Origin of the sequence: Streptomyces hyaluromycini, from assembly GCF_002217755.1 — a bacterium.
Lineage (GTDB): Bacteria > Actinomycetota > Actinomycetes > Streptomycetales > Streptomycetaceae > Streptomyces > Streptomyces hyaluromycini.
On the sequence record NZ_BCFL01000025.1, the window covers coordinates 220,358 to 237,005 of the forward strand.

Annotated in this window: 18 protein-coding genes; 14 read left to right on the top strand and 4 right to left on the bottom strand. The window is 71.5% G+C overall.

The window, feature by feature from the left end; all coding sequences use genetic code 11:
- Window positions 1-9 precede the first annotated feature (9 nt).
- Both SSP29_RS33435 and SSP29_RS33440 read right to left on the bottom strand, forming a co-directional pair.
- Entirely contained in the window at window positions 10-660 is a 651-nt protein-coding gene (locus SSP29_RS33435; RefSeq protein ID WP_089104618.1) for a ThuA domain-containing protein, read from the bottom strand.
- 31 nt (window positions 661-691) lie between these two features.
- Window positions 692-1,240 carry a membrane lipoprotein gene (locus SSP29_RS33440; RefSeq protein WP_089104767.1) on the bottom strand — a complete coding sequence of 183 codons (549 nt, stop codon included), beginning with the start codon at window positions 1,238-1,240 and terminating at the stop codon, window positions 692-694.
- Window positions 1,241-1,338: 98 nt separating this feature from the next.
- Between SSP29_RS33440 and SSP29_RS56880 the strand changes: the two genes are divergently transcribed.
- Window positions 1,339-1,506 carry a hypothetical protein gene (locus SSP29_RS56880; RefSeq protein ID WP_368669272.1) on the top strand — a complete coding sequence of 56 codons (168 nt, stop codon included), beginning with the start codon at window positions 1,339-1,341 and terminating at the stop codon, window positions 1,504-1,506.
- A 55-nt stretch (window positions 1,507-1,561) separates the two neighbouring features.
- A complete protein-coding gene (locus SSP29_RS33445; RefSeq protein ID WP_089104619.1) occupies window positions 1,562-1,960 on the top strand; it encodes a VOC family protein in 399 nt (132 codons plus the stop codon).
- On the opposite strand, the gene SSP29_RS33450 is transcribed toward SSP29_RS33445, so the two are convergent.
- On the bottom strand, window positions 1,946-2,620 hold the full coding sequence (locus SSP29_RS33450) for a helix-turn-helix transcriptional regulator (protein WP_089104620.1): 675 nt from the start codon (window positions 2,618-2,620) through the stop codon (window positions 1,946-1,948). The two genes, SSP29_RS33445 and SSP29_RS33450, sit on opposite strands and share 15 nt — an antisense overlap.
- 142 nt (window positions 2,621-2,762) lie before the next feature.
- Window positions 2,763-3,905, bottom strand: coding sequence for a YihY/virulence factor BrkB family protein (locus SSP29_RS33455; protein WP_089104621.1), 1,143 nt, complete (start codon window positions 3,903-3,905; stop codon window positions 2,763-2,765).
- A 128-nt stretch (window positions 3,906-4,033) separates the two neighbouring features.
- On the opposite strand from SSP29_RS33455, the gene SSP29_RS33460 reads away from it, so the two are divergent.
- The 12 genes from SSP29_RS33460 to SSP29_RS33515 all read left to right on the top strand — a co-directional run bounded on the left by SSP29_RS33460 (window position 4,034) and on the right by SSP29_RS33515 (window position 16,643).
- Window positions 4,034-5,668: an acyl-CoA dehydrogenase family protein gene (locus SSP29_RS33460; RefSeq protein WP_089104622.1), complete on the top strand. Its 1,635-nt coding sequence runs from the start codon at window positions 4,034-4,036 to the stop codon at window positions 5,666-5,668.
- A gap of 408 nt (window positions 5,669-6,076) precedes the next feature.
- Window positions 6,077-7,354, top strand: a complete 1,278-nt coding sequence (locus tag SSP29_RS33465; protein ID WP_174856032.1) for a GAF domain-containing protein — start codon at window positions 6,077-6,079, stop codon at window positions 7,352-7,354.
- 184 nt (window positions 7,355-7,538) lie between these two features.
- Window positions 7,539-8,873, top strand: coding sequence for a hypothetical protein (locus SSP29_RS33470; RefSeq protein ID WP_089104624.1), 1,335 nt, complete (start codon window positions 7,539-7,541; stop codon window positions 8,871-8,873).
- Between the two features lie 96 nt (window positions 8,874-8,969).
- A complete protein-coding gene (locus tag SSP29_RS33475; RefSeq protein ID WP_089104625.1) occupies window positions 8,970-9,560 on the top strand; it encodes a GNAT family N-acetyltransferase in 591 nt (196 codons plus the stop codon).
- A 92-nt stretch (window positions 9,561-9,652) separates the two neighbouring features.
- Window positions 9,653-9,736 (top strand): putative leader peptide, encoded by an 84-nt coding sequence (locus SSP29_RS61355; protein ID WP_309500612.1) that lies wholly within the window; start codon window positions 9,653-9,655, stop codon window positions 9,734-9,736.
- A gap of 126 nt (window positions 9,737-9,862) precedes the next feature.
- Window positions 9,863-11,560, top strand: a complete 1,698-nt coding sequence (locus SSP29_RS33480; protein ID WP_089104626.1) for a nitrite/sulfite reductase — start codon at window positions 9,863-9,865, stop codon at window positions 11,558-11,560.
- Entirely contained in the window at window positions 11,557-11,736 is a 180-nt protein-coding gene (locus SSP29_RS56885; protein ID WP_089104627.1) for a hypothetical protein, read from the top strand. Before SSP29_RS33480 ends, SSP29_RS56885 begins: the two co-directional genes overlap by 4 nt.
- Window positions 11,733-12,443 (top strand): phosphoadenylyl-sulfate reductase, encoded by a 711-nt coding sequence (locus tag SSP29_RS33490; RefSeq protein ID WP_089104628.1) that lies wholly within the window; start codon window positions 11,733-11,735, stop codon window positions 12,441-12,443. The genes SSP29_RS56885 and SSP29_RS33490 overlap by 4 nt, the downstream gene beginning before the upstream one ends.
- Window positions 12,440-13,027, top strand: a complete 588-nt coding sequence (cysC, locus tag SSP29_RS33495; RefSeq protein WP_089104629.1) for an adenylyl-sulfate kinase — start codon at window positions 12,440-12,442, stop codon at window positions 13,025-13,027. Before SSP29_RS33490 ends, cysC begins: the two co-directional genes overlap by 4 nt.
- Window positions 13,024-13,962, top strand: a complete 939-nt coding sequence (gene cysD / locus SSP29_RS33500) for a sulfate adenylyltransferase subunit CysD (RefSeq protein WP_089104630.1) — start codon at window positions 13,024-13,026, stop codon at window positions 13,960-13,962. Before cysC ends, cysD begins: the two co-directional genes overlap by 4 nt.
- A 2-nt stretch (window positions 13,963-13,964) precedes the next feature.
- Window positions 13,965-15,302, top strand: coding sequence for a sulfate adenylyltransferase subunit 1 (locus SSP29_RS33505; RefSeq protein ID WP_089104631.1), 1,338 nt, complete (start codon window positions 13,965-13,967; stop codon window positions 15,300-15,302).
- Between the two features lie 231 nt (window positions 15,303-15,533).
- Window positions 15,534-16,643, top strand: coding sequence for an aliphatic sulfonate ABC transporter substrate-binding protein (locus SSP29_RS33515; RefSeq protein ID WP_089104633.1), 1,110 nt, complete (start codon window positions 15,534-15,536; stop codon window positions 16,641-16,643).
- Window positions 16,644-16,648 lie beyond the last annotated feature (5 nt).

A 16,648-nucleotide genomic window follows, 5' to 3' on the forward strand; every position in this document is an offset into this window, starting at 1 on the left:
GGAGAAACGTCACTGGACCAGCCGTGCGGCCCAGGCCACACCCCCGTGGAGGTGGGCCAGGAAGCCGGAATCCCGGTACGCCTCCCGGGCGTGACCCAGGGCGGTGTAGAACACCCGTCCGGCCCCCTGCTCCCGGCACCAGGCCAGCGGATGGTCGTCCCCCATCCCGCCCCCGTCGTACGACGTCTCGTCGGCGCGCAGCAGGACCCGGACCCGGCCGCGCGGGTTGTCGCGGAAGTCGTACCACTCGTCGGTGAAGTCCCAGGCGGCGGGCAGGTGCCGGGTCGCGGGGTGGTCGTGGTCCTCGACCAGCGCCCGGCCGGGCTGGTACTCCGGGTGGCGGTCGAAGCGGGCGCCGAGGAGTCCGCCGTAGTACGGCCAGTCGTACTCGGTGCAGGCCGCCGCGTGCACGCCGGCGAAGCCGCCGCCCGCCTCGACGTAGGCGGCGAGCCGCGCGCGTCCTGCCGGGGTCAGGATCTCCCCGCTGGTGGAGAGGAAGACGACGGCCGCGTACCCGTCCAGGGGCTGTTCGAGGGCGGCCGGGTCCTCGGTGGCGTCGACGTCGACATCGGTGAACTCCCGTACGGCGGAGACGGCGTCGGGGATGGAGTCGTGGCGGTAGCCGGTGGTACGGGTGTGGACCAGCAGTCGAGGGGCCATGCCCGCATGATCGCCCACGACCGGGGCCGGCTCAAAGGCCCGGCGTCGGCACGCTGTTGTCGGGCGCCCCGCCGTCGCTCGGCAGGTCGCCGCGCTGCACGGGCTGGTCGTCGGTGAAGGCCGGGTCGGGGGTGGGCAGCAGGGTGTCGAGTTCGGCGGCGGTGGGACGGTGGACGGCGCGCAGCGCCTTGCCCAGCACGGCGCCGGTAACGCCGCCCTCGCCCTCCAGCCACACCACGCAGCCCTTCTCCGACACCTCGTACTTGTGCTGCCCGGCGTAGCGCAGGTGGTCGGTGTAGAGGTGGATGACGGCGCCGGCCTTGTCCGCGTACGAGGCGGAGAAGCCGTCGTCGCCCTGTACGCCGACGGACTGCTGGGCGAGGGTGAACCCCGGCGCGTCGGTGACGTAGACCATCTCCGGGGCGATCCCCAACGCCTTTGCCTTGGAGGCCAGTTCGGCCGGGTCGGCGGGGGCACCGGAAGCTCCGGAGGCTCCGGGGTCCGCCTTCTCGGTGCCGCATCCGGTGAGCAGGGCGGCGGCGAGGAGCAGGGGCGGCAGGACGCGCACGGCACGGATCATGCGCTCATCGTGCCGCACAGGCGTTCCACAGGGGACCGGTTTTTTTCTCGCTCCCGGAGCCACCGGTACCGCACCGGGAGCGGGTAGCCTCGGCCGGGATGGACACCATTCCCCCGTTCCTCGACCACCTGGTGCTGGCGACGCCCGACCTAGCGGAGCTCCGCCCCCTGCTGGCGGCCCTGGGCACGGAGCTGACCCTCTCCGCGGGGCCGGTGTCGCTGTCCTTCATCGTCGGCACCCCGCACGGCCCGGTGACCTTCGGCTGAGCCCGGTGTCCGATTCCTTCAAGACCGGCGTCCGCCCCCCGTCTACCGTGACGGCATGACTCCACGATTCGCCGTGATCGGTCTCGTCACCTCCGACCTGGCCGCGTCCCTCGCCTTCTACCGCCGTCTCGGCCTGGCCTTCCCGCCCGGCGCCGAGGAACAGCCGCACGTCGAGGCCGAGTTGCCCGGCGGGCTCACCCTCGCCCTGGACACGGAGGAGACGATCCGCTCCTTCCACCCGGCCTGGCACCCGCCGGCCGGCGGCGGCCGGGTGGCCCTCGCCTTCCGCTGCGACTCGCCCGCCGGGGTCGACGCGCTCTACGACGACCTGGTCGGCGCCGGCTACCACGGCGAACTCAAGCCGTGGGACGCGTTCTGGGGCCAGCGGTACGCCACGGTGCACGACCCCGACGGCAACGGCGTCGACCTGTTCGCCCCGCTACCCGCCGAGTAGCCCGGTCAGCGGCAGCCCCGCCAGCTCCCGTACGTCCCGGGCCAGATGGGGCTGATCCGCGTACCCCGCCCGGACGGCCGTCTCCGCGAGCGGCACCCCGGCCCGGGCGAGCGCGAGCGCCCGCTGCATCCGGAGCACCCGGGCCAGCGTCTTGGGCCCGTAGCCGAAGGCGGCACGACTGCGCCGGTGCAGTTGGCGGGCACCGACGCCGAGTTCGTCGGCGACGGCTGCGACGGGGCGCCCCGCGCCCAGGGCTTCGACCAGCCGTCGCAGCGACGGGTCGGAGGGCAGCGCCCGTTCCAGGGCGATCTCCTCCAGCGCGCCGGCCGGATCGCCCGCACCCGCGACCCGGTCCCGCAGCCGCCGCACGTCGGCGACCGGCCACAGGTCGCTCAGCTCGACGCGCTGGTCAAGCAGCGCGTACGCCGGCACGCCGAGGACGCCGGGCGCGGTACCGGGACAGAAACGAAGGCCCACCCACGCACCCTGGGCACCCTCGGACACGTAGGCACGCGTATCGGGCCCGGCCACCAGCAGCCGCCCGTCATGCCAGAGCAGATCCATACACCCGTCGGGCAGCACCCGCCCGGCGCCGCCCTCGTCGGTCCTGTTCACCCAGACAACCGCACCGGAGACCCGGGACGCCCGCTCCTTGTACACAGCCGCCAGCGTAGACGCGCCCCGTCCGATGGCACCCCGTCCGTTCGCGCCCCGTAGGGGCGCGGGGAACTGCGCGAGCAACCACGACGCGCCCGCACCCCGCCGACAACGCCTCCCCCCGAATCGAACCCGGCGTCGGCCCTCAAGCCTCCGGCTTGTGAGGCGGATGGCTGCTCTTCACATGCGCCCGCAACCGCGCCGTGACGTCCTCCGGCGGCAGGAACCGGGACCAGCGCTCCGGGAACTCCGACGGCATGTCGGGGTCGTCGGGGTCCCCGGGATCGGCCTCCCGCGCCGCGGCCGCGCGGGCCACGTACTCGGCGACCTGGGCCTCCCGCAGCCGCTCGTTGGCGGCGCGCGCCGCGGCCGTCGCGGCGGCCGGCCAGACCCGGTCGATCGCGGCGTTCACGGCGGCGCCGACCAGCACGGCGAAGGCCGCCACGCCGATCCACAGGAGCACGGCGACGGACGCGGCGAGCGAGCCGTAGATCGTCGCGCCCTCGATGGTGTGGGTCAGGTAGATGCGCAGCAGGAAGCTGCCGAGGACCCACATGGCCAGGGCGACCAGAGCGCCGGGCACGTCCTCGATCCACGGGGAGCGGACCGGTACGGACACGTGGTACAGCGTGGTCAGGAAGACGACGGACAGGACGATCACGACCGGCCAGTACAGGACCTGTACGAGCGTCTCCGACCAGGGCACGATCCCGACCACCGCGTCCGGTCCCGCCACCATCAGCGGCAGCGCCACCGAGCCGATCAGCAGCGCGGCGATGAAGAGCAGGAAGGAGACGATCCGGGTCTTCACGATGCCCCGGACGCCGTCGAGGCCGTACATCACCGTGATCGTGTCGATGAAGACGTTCACCGCGCGGGAACCCGACCACAGGGCGAACAGGAAGCCGATGGAGATGACGTCGGGGCGGCCGCCGCGTACCACGTCGTGCAGGATCGGCTCGGCGATCTCCTTCACGCCCTTGTCCGACAGGACCGTACGGGAGGCGTCCAGGAGGTTGGTCTCCAGGCTGGCGATGGTGTGGGCACCGGTCCAGGCGTCGACGTAGCCGAGCAGTCCGATGAGGCTGAGCAGCAGCGGCGGGACGGACAGCAGGGTGAAGAAGGCGGCCTCGGCGGCGAGGCCGAGGATGCGGTACTCCATGCAGGAATTGACGGTGTCCTTGAGCAGCAGCCAGGCGGTCCTGCGCTTGGAGACGTTCCGGTAGAGGGCTCGGGCCCGGTGGAGCCGGCCGGAGGGCCGCTCGGGAGTATCGCTTGCTGGCTGCACGCCCTAACGGTATCCGCCGTCCGGGACCCTCCTCACCTCACGGGGCCCCGGCCGGGGCGGACGCGGTGGGCGGGGCCGTTGTGTCAGGCTGGAGACCACCGCCGCCGCCCCCGGGTAGGTTCGCAGACATGGCAGGCAACACCACGCATACCGTCAGCAACCAGCCGCCTCCGCTGGCCGGATACGACCTCTTCGCCGCCGACCGGGCCCTCGTCGAGGCCGTCGAGCGGCACACCGACCCCGAGCTGCTCGGCGAGGTACGCACCGAGCTGTCGGGGATCGGCGCCTCGGCCGGCTCGGCGCAGGTGCAGGAGTGGGGGGCACAGGCGAACGAGCACCCGCCGCGGCTGCGCACCCACGACCGCTACGGCCACCGGATCGACGAGGTCGAGTTCCATCCCGCCTGGCACCGGCTGCTCGGCAAGGGTGTCGGCGCGGGCCTGACCACCGGCTGGGTACGGCCGTCCGGGCACGTCCGGCGGGCCGCCGCCTTCCTGGTCTGGACCCAGGTCGAGGCCGGCAACTGCTGCCCGCTGTCGATGACCAACGCGGCGGTGCCCGCGCTGCGCACCGACCCGGAGCTGGCCGCCGTGTGGGAGCCGCTGCTGACGTCCACGATCTACGACCGTGAGCTGCGGCCGACCGCGCGGAAGGCCGGCGCCCTGTTCGGCATGGGCATGACGGAGAAGCAGGGTGGCAGCGACGTCCGGGCGAACACGACCACCGCCACCCCGCTCGCCGAGGCCGGGACGTACACCCTCACCGGACACAAGTGGTTCTGCTCGGCACCGATGTCGGACGGCTTCCTGGTGCTGGCCCAGGCACCGGCCGGTCTCACCTGCTTTCTCGTGCCGCGCGTCCTGGCGGACGGCACCCGCAACGTCTTCCTCCTCCAGCGGCTCAAGGACAAGCTCGGCAACCGGTCGAACGCGTCGGGCGAGGTCGAGTTCGACGGGACCTGGGCGCGACGGGTGGGCGAAGAGGGGCGCGGGGTGCGGACCATCATCGAGATGGTCGCCGCGACCCGGCTGGACTGTGTGCTGGGCTCGGCGGGGCTGATGCGGCAGGCGGTGGCGCAGGCCGTGCACCACGCCACGCACCGCGAGGCGTTCGGCGGGCGGCTGGCCGACAAGCCGCTGATGCGCAACGTACTGGCCGACCTCGCGATCGAGTCGGAGGCCGCGACCACCCTCGCGCTGCGGCTGGCCGCGGCCTACGACGACGACGGCGAGTCCGAACGGGCCCTGCTCCGGCTGGCCTTGCCCGCCGCCAAGTACTGGGTGACCAAGCGCTGCGCGCCACTCGTCGTGGAGGCGGCGGAGTGTCTGGGCGGCAACGGCTACGTGGAGGAGTCGGGCCTGCCCCGACTGGTCCGCGAGTCCCCGCTCAACTCGGTCTGGGAGGGGGCCGGCAACGTCCAGGCCCTGGACGTACTCCGCGCCCTGCAACGCGAACCGGGCGCACTGGACGCCTACCTCCAGGAGATCGGCCGGGCCCACGGCGCCGACCACCGCCTGGACCGCGCGGTCAAGGACCTCTTCTCCGAACTGGCCGACCTGGAGGGCATGGAGGCCCGAGCCAGACGCCTGGTGGAACGCCTGGCAACGGTCCTCCAGGGTTCGCTGCTGGTCCGCTTCGCCCCGCCGGAGGTGGCAGACGCCTTCTGCGCGTCGAGGCTGGGTACCGACTGGGGTTCGACGTTCGGCACGCTGCCAAGCAGCCTGGACCTCACAGCGGTGGTGGACCGAGCCCGAGCTTGCTGAGGACGCTCCCTGCAACTCCCCAGGGGCGCGGGGAACTGCGCGACCAGCCCGACACAACCGTCAGCCGCCAACGCACCGCAAGCCGCACCCCCTGCCGCGACGGCCAACGCGCCGCCGGCAGGGGTGGTGCTGCGCCGACACGGCACCACCCCCGCCTCTTCGGCCCATATGCAGGCCTCCGACGCCGCGGCGTCCGCTCAAGTTTCGGCCACCTCCGGCTCGTTCACCAGGGTTGCAAGGGGTTGCAACATATCGGTGACTGTGTGCGGACTGTGTGCCTCCGGCACCGGAAAACGGCAGTATAAGACGCGCAGTCGGACCGGAAACCGCCGCCCGGACGGCTTGACAGCGACTCATCGATGCCTTTTTCGAGGCGTATCCGGGAGGACCTCAGTGGGGAACCCGCCGATGGACGTGGCGCGACTCGCCGCGAAGGACGCGGCGCAGGCGGCGCGGGTACTGAACGAGGTGCGCGAGGCCAGACTCGCCGGACAACGTGGGCGGGTCGCGCCCCGGCCGGTGATCGAACAGTCCTGGGGGCGGATGCTGCGCAGCGGCGTCGACCCCGACCACGACTTCCGTTCGGGGCTGCTGTCCGCCGACGAAGTCCGGCGCAGACGTGAGGAGTCACCGCTCAAGGACGTGCTGCCGGTCCTGCGCGAGGGGCTGCTTTCGGTCGCGGACGTCGCCCACCACATCATGGTGGTGGCGGATGCCGACGGCCGGGTGCTGTGGCGGGAGGGTTCGTCGCCGGTACTGCGCAAGGCGGACGGGCTGGGCTTCGAACTCGGCGCCGACTGGCGCGAAGACGTCGTCGGCACCAACGGGGTCGGCACCCCGGCGGTGGTACGCAGGCCCGTACAGGTGTTCGCCGCCGAGCACTTCGTCCGCTCGCACGTCTCCTGGACGTGTTCCGGCGCCCCGATCACGGACCCCCGGGACGGCAGTCTGCTCGGCGTGGTGGACGTCAGCGGCCCGCTGGAGACGATGCACCCGGCCACCCTGGCCTGGGTGAACTCGGTGGCGAAGCTCGCCGAGGCCCGGCTGCGGGAGCTGCACCTGAACGCGCTGGAGCGGCTGCGGGCGGTCGCGGCTCCGGTGCTGGCCCGGCTCGGCGGGCGGGCGCTGGTGGTGGACACCGACGGCTGGACCGCGGCGGTCACCGGCATGCCGTATCCACGGCGGCTCGCGCTGCCCAAGTCACTGTCGCCGGGGCGCCGGTGGCTGCCCGCGCTCGGGCTGTGCGCGGTGGAGCCGCTGGCCGGGGGCTGGCTGCTGCGGGCGGTGGACGAGCCGGCGCCGGCGGGCGGGGGCCGGCTCGTGCTCGACCTGGCCCGGCCGCGCCGGCCCTCCATGACGGTCGGCGGCGGCGCGGGCTCGTGGTCCCGTGAACTCAGTCCCCGACACGCCGAGTTGCTGTACCTCCTGGCGGTGCGGCGCGCCGGGCGCAGCGCGGCCGGGCTGGCCGAGGACGTCTTCGGGGACGCCTCGCGGACCGTGACCGTACGCGCCGAGATGTCCAGGATCCGGCGGTATCTCGGGGCACTTCTCGAACACCGGCCGTACCGCTTCCGTGACGACGCCGAGATCGAGGTGCTGCTCCCCGACGACCCGCGCGACCTGCTGCCGTACTCGACTGCCCCGGCCGTGGCGGCGGGCCGGACGCCGGGCCCGCGGCCCAGATGAAGGTCCCCGCCCCCGGACATATTTAACGCATCCGGGGCATCGGAGGAGGTATCTTCCGCATATTTGCGGGGTCTTCGAGGTACGGCGCCTCCGGCTGCCGTAGCATCCGAGTACGGGCCTCCCCACCTGCTCCTTGGTCAACGCTCGGACCATCAGGCGCAGTTGGCCCGCCTCGGGAGGACACATGAAGCATCGCGGCAGACACCGGCGGCGCAGACGGGGTGCGGCACTGCGCGCAGCCCTGGCCGGGACCGCACTGGCGCTCACCGCGACGGCCACCATCGTCAGCGCCTCGCAGGCCACGGTCGCCGAGGACCCCGGCGCGCTGAAGCCACTGACCTCCACCACCGACATCGCCCCGCTGCAGCTCCAGGAACACCTCGTACCGCGCCGCTCGCTGGACCGGCTCTCCTCCGCGATGGGCGGCACGGTCGGGGTCGCCGACGTGCTGGCGGAGTCCGACCACACCCTGCGTGCGGCGGCCGACTGCGACTCCGACGACCGGGACTCGCTGCCGGTCACCCCGGCCGCCACCGAGGCGTACTGCTGGGACCCCACCGACACCCTCACCGACGACTGGCAGCCGGCCTCGGTGACCACCTCCTCGGAGGCGGACGACGACGGCCTGTGGGGCGCCAACCGTGTCGTCCTGGCCGGCTGGACGCACAGCGCCACCACCGGCCCCGCCGCCTCCCGGGGCCTGGCCAGGGTCGCGGTGATCAACGCGAACGACCCCGCCCACCCCTCCTACTCCTGGGTCCTGCTGACCGTGCCCAGCGCCGACGGCAGCACCTACCGGGGCCTGACCTCGCAGATCTCCGGCATGGCCTGGTACGAGGACAAGCTCCTGGTCACCACCGCCCAGGGCAGTGCCGACGCGCTCTACGTCTACGACCTCAACCGCATCCAGCGCACCTCGGTGCTGACCGACGCGGTCGGCCGGGTGTCCGGCGGCTGGTCGGCCGACGGCTTCCGGTACGTGATGCCCGCCGTGGGCTCGTACCGCTACACCGCCGGAGCCTGCTCCCGGACCGGCGCGCCCTGTCCGAGCGCGCTCTCCGTAGACCGGGGGACGGCCCCGGACAGCCTGGTCCTCGGCGAGTGGACGCCCGCCGACAGCGATCAGCACGCCCGGCTGTGGCGGTACGCGTTCGACGAGAGCCCGAAGCGTGACGGACTGCTCGCCACGGACACCTTCGGCCGGGCGGACGCGGTCGAGGCCTACCGGACCGGGGCCTCGGAGATCCGGGGCGTCCTGTCGTACCGGCCGCCGGGCGCGACGGACTCCGAGTGGTACGTGGGGCATCTGCCCGGCGCCATGGACGGGCACGGCAGTCTGTGGCGGCAGGACTCCAAGGGTGCCCACGCGGCCGGCTGCGGCTCGGACGCCTCGCACCGCTGCTGGGGCGAGGACACCGGCTCGCTCTCCTATGCGCCGGACACGGGCGAGGTGTGGTCGGTCACGAGCCGCATGCTGTTCTCGGTCCCGCTGCGCTCGATCGACGCGTCGCTCGGATAACGGCCGACGGCGCGTCGAACGGCCGGCGGCCGGCGGCGCGTCGCGCCGGCGGACCGCTGTCGACATGCCCGGGGCCGGGATGATTGCCTGGCTCCCATGAGCAGCATCGTCGTCACCACCTGGTCCCTGGAGCAGACCTCCCCGGCCGACCTCCGGCCCGCCGCCGTCCCGGACGGCGACACGGTCGGGATCGTCCGCTCCGAGGTCCCCTCCCCCGAGTTCAGCCGCTTCCTGTACGCCTCGGTCGGCGGCGACATCCGCTGGACCGACCGGCTGGGCTGGAGCTACGCCCGCTGGCAGCAGCACCTGGAGCGGCCGGGCGTGGAGACCTGGGTCGCCTACGACCGGGGCACCCCGGCGGGCTACGTGGAACTCGAGCCGCAGGACGCCGGTGTGGTGGAGATCGTCTACTTCGGTCTGATCCCGGCGTTCCGGGGCCGGCGGATCGGCGGCCACCTGCTCTCGTACGGTGTCGCGCGGGCCTGGGACCTGGCGGAGCGGTGGGACGGGCGGCCGCCGACGAAGCGGGTGTGGGTGCACACCTGCAGTCTGGACGGCGAGCACGCGATGGCGAACTATCAGCGGCGGGGGTTCCGGCTCTTCGACACGAAGAGCGAGGAGGAACCGGACGTCTCGGCGCCCGGTCCGTGGCCCGGGGCGCACACCACCGCGCGGAACGGGGCGTGACCCACAACACTCCGTCTCAGTATTCAGAATAGATTCGTCCGAATCGCGGACAATGGTGGACTGGCCGGAGATCCGCGTGACACGCTTCCGTCATGTCTGGAACTGGAATTGCCTTGGTGAGTCGGCGGCACGTCGACCTCGGCCGCATGTCCAGCGCCATCTGTCCGGCGGGCTGAGAGCACAGCACCGCCGCGCTTTCCTGTCCAGACCTCCCTTGCGCAGTGCCGCGCACACATGCCCCCCGTGCGCCCGCAGGCGCAGGTCAGAGCCGCTTCCCCGCTGTCTGAAGGACGTATATCGCCATGGCCGCCACCCCGCAGAACCCTGCCGCGTCCGCGCCCCGCCGCAAGGTGAGCCGTCACCGCGGCGAGGGGCAGTGGGCTATGGGTCACCACACCCCGCTCAACGGCAACGAGCAGTTCAAGAAGGACGACGACGGTCTCAATGTGCGGACACGCATTGAGACGATCTACTCCAAGCGCGGCTTCGACTCGATCGACCCCAACGACCTGCGCGGACGGATGCGCTGGTGGGGCCTGTACACGCAGCGCAAGCCCGGCATCGACGGCGGCAAGACCGCCATCCTGGAGCCGGAGGAGCTGGACGACAAGTACTTCATGCTGCGGGTGCGGATCGACGGCGGTCGCCTCACGACCCGGCAGCTGCGGGTGATCGGCGAGATCTCGCAGGAGTTCGCCCGGGGCAGCGCGGACGTCACCGACCGGCAGAACATCCAGCTGCACTGGATCCGCATCGAGGACGTGCCGGAGATCTGGCAGCGCCTGGAGGCCGTCGGCCTGTCCACCACCGAGGCGTGCGGCGACACCCCGCGTGTCGTCATCGGCTCGCCGGTGGCCGGCATCGCCGAGGACGAGATCATCGACGGCAGCTGGGCGATCGACGAGATCAACAAGCGGTACATCGGCAGCAAGGAGTTCTCCAACCTGCCGCGCAAGTTCAAGTCCGCGATCTCCGGCTCGCCGCTGCTGGACGTGGTGCACGAGATCAACGACATCGCGTTCGTCGGTGTGGAGCACCCCGAGCACGGCCCCGGCTTCGACCTGTGGGTGGGCGGCGGCCTGTCCACCAACCCGAAGATCGGTGTCCGGCTCGGCGCCTGGGTGCCGCTGGACGAGGTCCCGGACGTCTGGGCCGGCGTGATCGGCATCTTCCGGGACTACGGCTACCGGCGGCTGCGCACCCGCGCCCGGCTGAAGTTCCTGGTCGCCGACTGGGGCGCGGAGAAGTTCCGCCAGATCCTGGAGGACGAGTACCTCAAGCGGAAGCTCGTCGACGGCCCCGCGCCGGCCGAGCCGCTGCAGCGCTGGCGGGACCACGTCGGTGTGCACCGGCAGCAGGACGGCAACTTCTACGTCGGGTTCGCCCCGCGGGTCGGCCGGGTGGACGGCGCCACCCTCGCGAAGATCGCGGACCTCGCCGAGGCGCACGGCTCGGGCCGGGTGCGGACCACCGTCGAGCAGAAGATGATCGTCCTCGATGTCACGGAGGACCAGGTCGAGTCGCTGGTCGAGGCCCTGGAGGCGCTGGACCTCACCGCCCGGCCGTCCTCGTTCCGGCGCGGCACCATGGCCTGCACCGGCATCGAGTACTGCAAGCTCGCGATCGTCGAGACCAAGCAGCGCGGCTCCACCCTGATCGACGAGCTGGAGCGCCGGCTGCCCGAGTTCGACGAGCCGCTCACCATCAACATCAACGGCTGCCCGAACGCCTGCGCCCGTATCCAGGTCGCGGACATCGGTCTCAAGGGCCAGCTGGTCCTGAACGACGCGGGCGAGCAGGTCGAGGGCTTCCAGGTGCACCTGGGCGGCGCGCTCGGCCTGGAGGCCGGTTTCGGCCGCAAGGTCCGCGGTCTCAAGGTGACCTCGGACGAGCTGCCGGACTACGTCGAGCGGGTGCTCAGGCGCTTCCAGGCGGAGCGCGCGGACGGCGAGCGGTTCGCCGCCTGGGCCGCCCGCGCCAGTGAGGAGGCCCTCTCATGAGCGAGCGGGCCGCCCCCTTCTACTGCCCCTACTGCGGTGACGAGGATCTGCGTCCCAGCGAGCAGGGCCACGGCGCCTGGGAATGCGCGGCCTGCAACCGCGCATTCCAGCTGAAGTTCCTCGGGCTGCTCGCCCGGGGGCTGAAGCACTCCGAAGCTGGAGGGGAACCGATATGACCACGGCTCAGGAAGACCGTACGACCGACGACTTGAAGGCGCTGGCCGAGCAGGCCGGCCGCGACCTCGAAGACGCCTCCGCCCTGGAGATCCTCCAGTGGGCGGTGGACACCTTCGGCAAGGGCTTCTGCGTGACCTCCTCCATGGAGGACGCGGTGGTGGCCCACCTGGCGTCCCGGGTCCAGAAAGGCGTCGACGTCGTCTTCCTCGACACCGGCTACCACTTCCCGGAGACCATCGGCACCCGGGACGCGGTCGAGGCCGTGATGGACGTCAACGTCATCACCCTCACCCCGCGCCAGACCGTCGCCGAGCAGGACGCGGAGTACGGCCCCAAGCTGCACGACCGCGATCCCGACCTGTGCTGCAGGCTCCGCAAGGTCCAGCCGCTGGAGCGGGGCCTGAAGAACTACGCCGCCTGGGCGACCGGACTGCGCCGCGACGAGTCGGAGACCCGGGCGAACACCCCGGTCGTCGGCTGGGACGAGAAGCGGCAGAAGGTCAAGATCTCCCCGATCGCCCGCTGGACCCAGGACGACGTGGACGACTACGTCGCCGAACACGGGGTGCTGACCAACCCCCTGCTGATGGACGGCTACACGTCCGTCGGCTGCGCCCCCTGCACCCGCCGGGTGCTGGAGGGCGAGGACGCGCGCGCCGGCCGCTGGGCGGGGCGGGCCAAGACCGAGTGCGGACTGCACGGATGACGACCACCGGGCTTTCGAAGACCCATTCGACGAACCAGGAGAACAACGTGACGACCGGAGCCACCGTCTGGCTCACGGGTCTGCCGAGTGCCGGCAAGACCACCATCGCGTACGAACTGGCCGGCCGGCTGCGCGCGGAGGGCCACCTCGTCGAGGTGCTCGACGGCGACGAGATCCGCGAGTTCATCTCGGCGGGCCTCGGCTTCAGCCGCGAGGACCGGCACACCAACGTGCAGCGCATCGGTTTCGTCGCCGAACTGCTGGCCCGTAACGGCGTCAAGGCGCTCGTCCCGGTGATCGCCCCCTACGCGGACAGCCGTGACGCGGTGCGCAAGCGCCACGACGAGAACGGCACCGCGTACGTCGAGGTGCACGTGGCGACTCCGGTCGAGGTGTGCTCCGTACGCGATGTGAAGGGTCTGTACGCCAAGCAGGCCGCGGGTGAGCTGACCGGGCTGACCGGCGTCGACGACCCGTACGAGGAGCCCGAGACACCCGATCTGCGGATCGAGTCGCAGCACCAGAGCGTCCAGGAGTCCGCGGCGTCCGTGCACGCCCTGCTGAGCGGGAAGGGACTGGCATGACGACGACCGTGGCGGCTCACGGGGAGGGCACGGGCACCCCGTACGCCCTGTCCCATCTGGACGCGCTGGAGTCCGAGGCGGTCCACATCTTCCGTGAGGTGGCGGGCGAGTTCGAGCGGCCGGTGATCCTGTTCTCCGGCGGCAAGGACTCCATCGTCATGCTGCACCTGGCGCTGAAGGCGTTCGCCCCGGCGGCGGTCCCGTTCTCGCTGCTGCACGTGGACACCGGACACAACTTCCCCGAGGTCCTTGAGTACCGGGACCGTGTGGTGGCCGCACATGGGCTGCGCCTCCATGTGGCCTCCGTACAGGACTACATCGACCGCGGTGTGCTCAAGGAGCGTCCGGACGGCGTCCGCAACCCGCTGCAGACGCTTCCGCTGACCGAGAAGATCCAGAGCGAGAAGTTCGACGCGGTCTTCGGCGGTGGCCGCCGGGACGAGGAGAAGGCCCGCGCCAAGGAGCGCGTCTTCTCCCTGCGCGACGAGTTCTCCCAGTGGGACCCGCGCCGCCAGCGCCCCGAACTGTGGAACCTGTACAACGGCCGGCACGCCCCCGGCGAGCACGTCCGCGTGTTCCCGTTGAGCAACTGGACCGAGCTGGACGTCTGGCAGTACATCGCCCGCGAGGGCATCGAGCTGCCGCAGATCTACTTCGCGCACGAGCGCGAGGTGTTCCAGCGCGGCGGCATGTGGCTGACCGCCGGTGAGTGGGGCGGCCCGAAGAACGGCGAGAGCGTCGAGAAGCGCCAGGTGCGCTACCGGACCGTCGGTGACATGTCCTGCACCGGCGCCGTCGACTCCGACGCCGGCACGCTGGACGCCGTGATCGCCGAGATCGCCGCCTCCCGGCTCACCGAGCGCGGCGCCACCCGGGCCGACGACAAGCTCTCCGAGGCCGCGATGGAAGACCGCAAGCGCGAGGGGTACTTCTAAGCATGAGCACCAGCACCACGGAACTCGGCCTCACCGAGACGACCCTGCTGCGGTTCGCCACCGCCGGCTCCGTCGACGACGGCAAGTCCACCCTCGTCGGACGGCTCCTGCACGACTCCAAGTCGGTCCTCACCGACCAGCTGGAAGCCGTCGAGCGCGCCTCCGCCAGCCGCGGCCAGGACACCCCCGACCTCGCCCTCCTCACCGACGGCCTGCGCGCCGAGCGCGAACAGGGCATCACCATCGACGTGGCCTACCGCTACTTCGCCACCCCCAAGCGCCGCTTCATCCTCGCCGACACCCCGGGCCATGTGCAGTACACCCGCAACATGGTCACCGGCGCCTCCACCGCCGAGCTGACCGTGGTCCTGGTCGACGCCCGCAACGGCGTCGTCGAGCAGACCCGCCGACACGCCGCGATCGCCGCCCTGCTGCGCGTCCCGCACGTCGTCCTCGCCATCAACAAGATGGACCTGGTCGGCTACCAGGAGGCGATCTTCGCCGGGATCGCCGAGGAGTTCACGGCGTACGCGACCGAGCTGGGCGTCCCCGAGGTCACCGCGATCCCGATCTCGGCGCTCGTCGGCGACAACGTCGTGGAACCGTCCGCGAACATGGACTGGTACGGCGGCCCCACCGTCCTGGAGCACCTGGAGACCGTCCCGGTCAGCCACGACCTGGCGCACTGCCACGCCCGGCTGCCCGTGCAGTACGTGATCCGCCCGCAGACCGCCGAGCACCCGGACTACCGGGGCTACGCCGGCCAGATCGCGGCCGGCACGTTCCACGTCGGCGAGCCGGTCACGGTCCTGCCGTCCGGCCGCACGACGACGATCTCCGGCATCGACCTGCTCGGCACGCCGGTCGACGCGGCGTGGACCACCCAGTCGGTGACCGTCCTGCTCACGGACGACATCGACGTCTCGCGCGGCGACCTGATCGTGCCGACGAAGGACGCCCCGGCGACCACCCAGGACGTCGAGGCGACCGTCTGCCACGTCGCCGACCAGCCGCTGACCGTCGGGCACCGGGTGCTCCTCAAGCACGGCACCCGCACGGTCAAGGCCGTCGTCAAGGACATCCCGTCCCGGCTCACGCTCGACGACCTGTCCCTGCACCCGCACCCGGGACAGCTCGTCGCCAACGACATCGGCCGGGTGAAGATCCGTACCGCCGAGCCGCTGCCGGTCGACTCCTACGCGGACTCGCGCCGCACCGGCTCGTTCATCCTGATCGACCCCGCCGACGGCACCACGCTCACCGCGGGCATGGTCGGCGAGTCGTTCGCCTCCCCCGAGCCGGTCAAGGACGAGTCCGAAGACGACGGCTGGGACTTCTGACATGACGATGACCGACGTCTACGCGACGTTCGCGAAGGAGGGCGGCCGCGTCGGCAGCGGTGCTCTCGGGAGCGGGCAGGGCGGGGTGGCGCGATGTGCGCGATGACGTACGCGCACTGCCTGCGCGCCCTGGCCCCCCACCCGACGTCCCGGATGCGACGAAGACCTGCCGACCTCCCGGCCACGACCTGAGAGACCGTGACCGCCGGGCCAACGAGAGGAAAACCTCCCGTGCCTGCCAACCGCTCCAAGCTCCTGCGCCGCGGCATAGCCGCGCTCGCCGCGCTCCCCCTGCTCACGCTCGCCGCCTGCGGATACGGGTCGGACTCCGACAAGAGCGACACCACCAAGGTCGCCGCCGGGGCCAAGAAGATCGACGGCCTCGACACCGTCAAGATCGGCTACTTCGGCAACCTGACCCACGCGACCGCGCTGGTCGGCAACCAGAAGGGCTTCTTCCAGAAGGAGCTCGGCGCCACCCAGGCGAAGTACGCGATCTTCAACGCGGGCCCCTCCGAGATCGAGGCGCTCAACTCGGGCTCGATCGACATCGGCTGGATCGGCCCCTCCCCGTCGATCAACGGCTACACCAAGTCCAACGGCACCGACCTGAAGATCATCGGCGGTTCGGCGTCCGGCGGCGTGAAGCTGGTCGTCAACCCGAAGAAGATCAAGTCGCTGGCGGACGTCAAGGGCAAGAAGATCGCCACGCCTCAGCTGGGCAACACGCAGGACGTGGCGTTCCTCAACTGGATCGCCGACCAGGGCTGGAAGGTCGACGCGCAGAGCGGCAAGGGTGACGTCACGGTCGTCCGCACCGACAACAAGATCACCCCGGACGCCTTCAAGGCCGGTTCCATCGACGGCGCCTGGGTGCCGGAGCCGACCGCGTCCAAGCTGGTCGCCGAGGGCGGCAAGGTGCTGCTCGACGAGTCCACGCTGTGGCCCGACAAGAAGTTCGTGATCACGAACATCATCGTGTCGCAGAAGTTCCTGAAGGCGCACCCGAAGGTCGTCGAGGCGGTCCTCAAGGGCTCGGTCGAGACCAACAAGTGGATCAACGCCAACCCGGACGCGGCGAAGACCTCGGCCAACAAGCAGCTGGCGATCGACTCCGGCAAGGCGCTGCCGGACGACGTCCTCAACTCGGCCTGGTCCTCCATCCAGTTCACCGACGACCCGCTGGCCTCCACCCTCAACACCGAGGCCCAGCACGCCGTCAAGGCCGGTCTGCTCACCGACCCGCTGCTGAAGAACATCTACGACCTGACGCTCCTCAACAAGGTGCTGAAGGCCGACGGCCAGAGCCCGGTCGACGCCGCCGGTCTCGGCAGCAGCTGACCCCG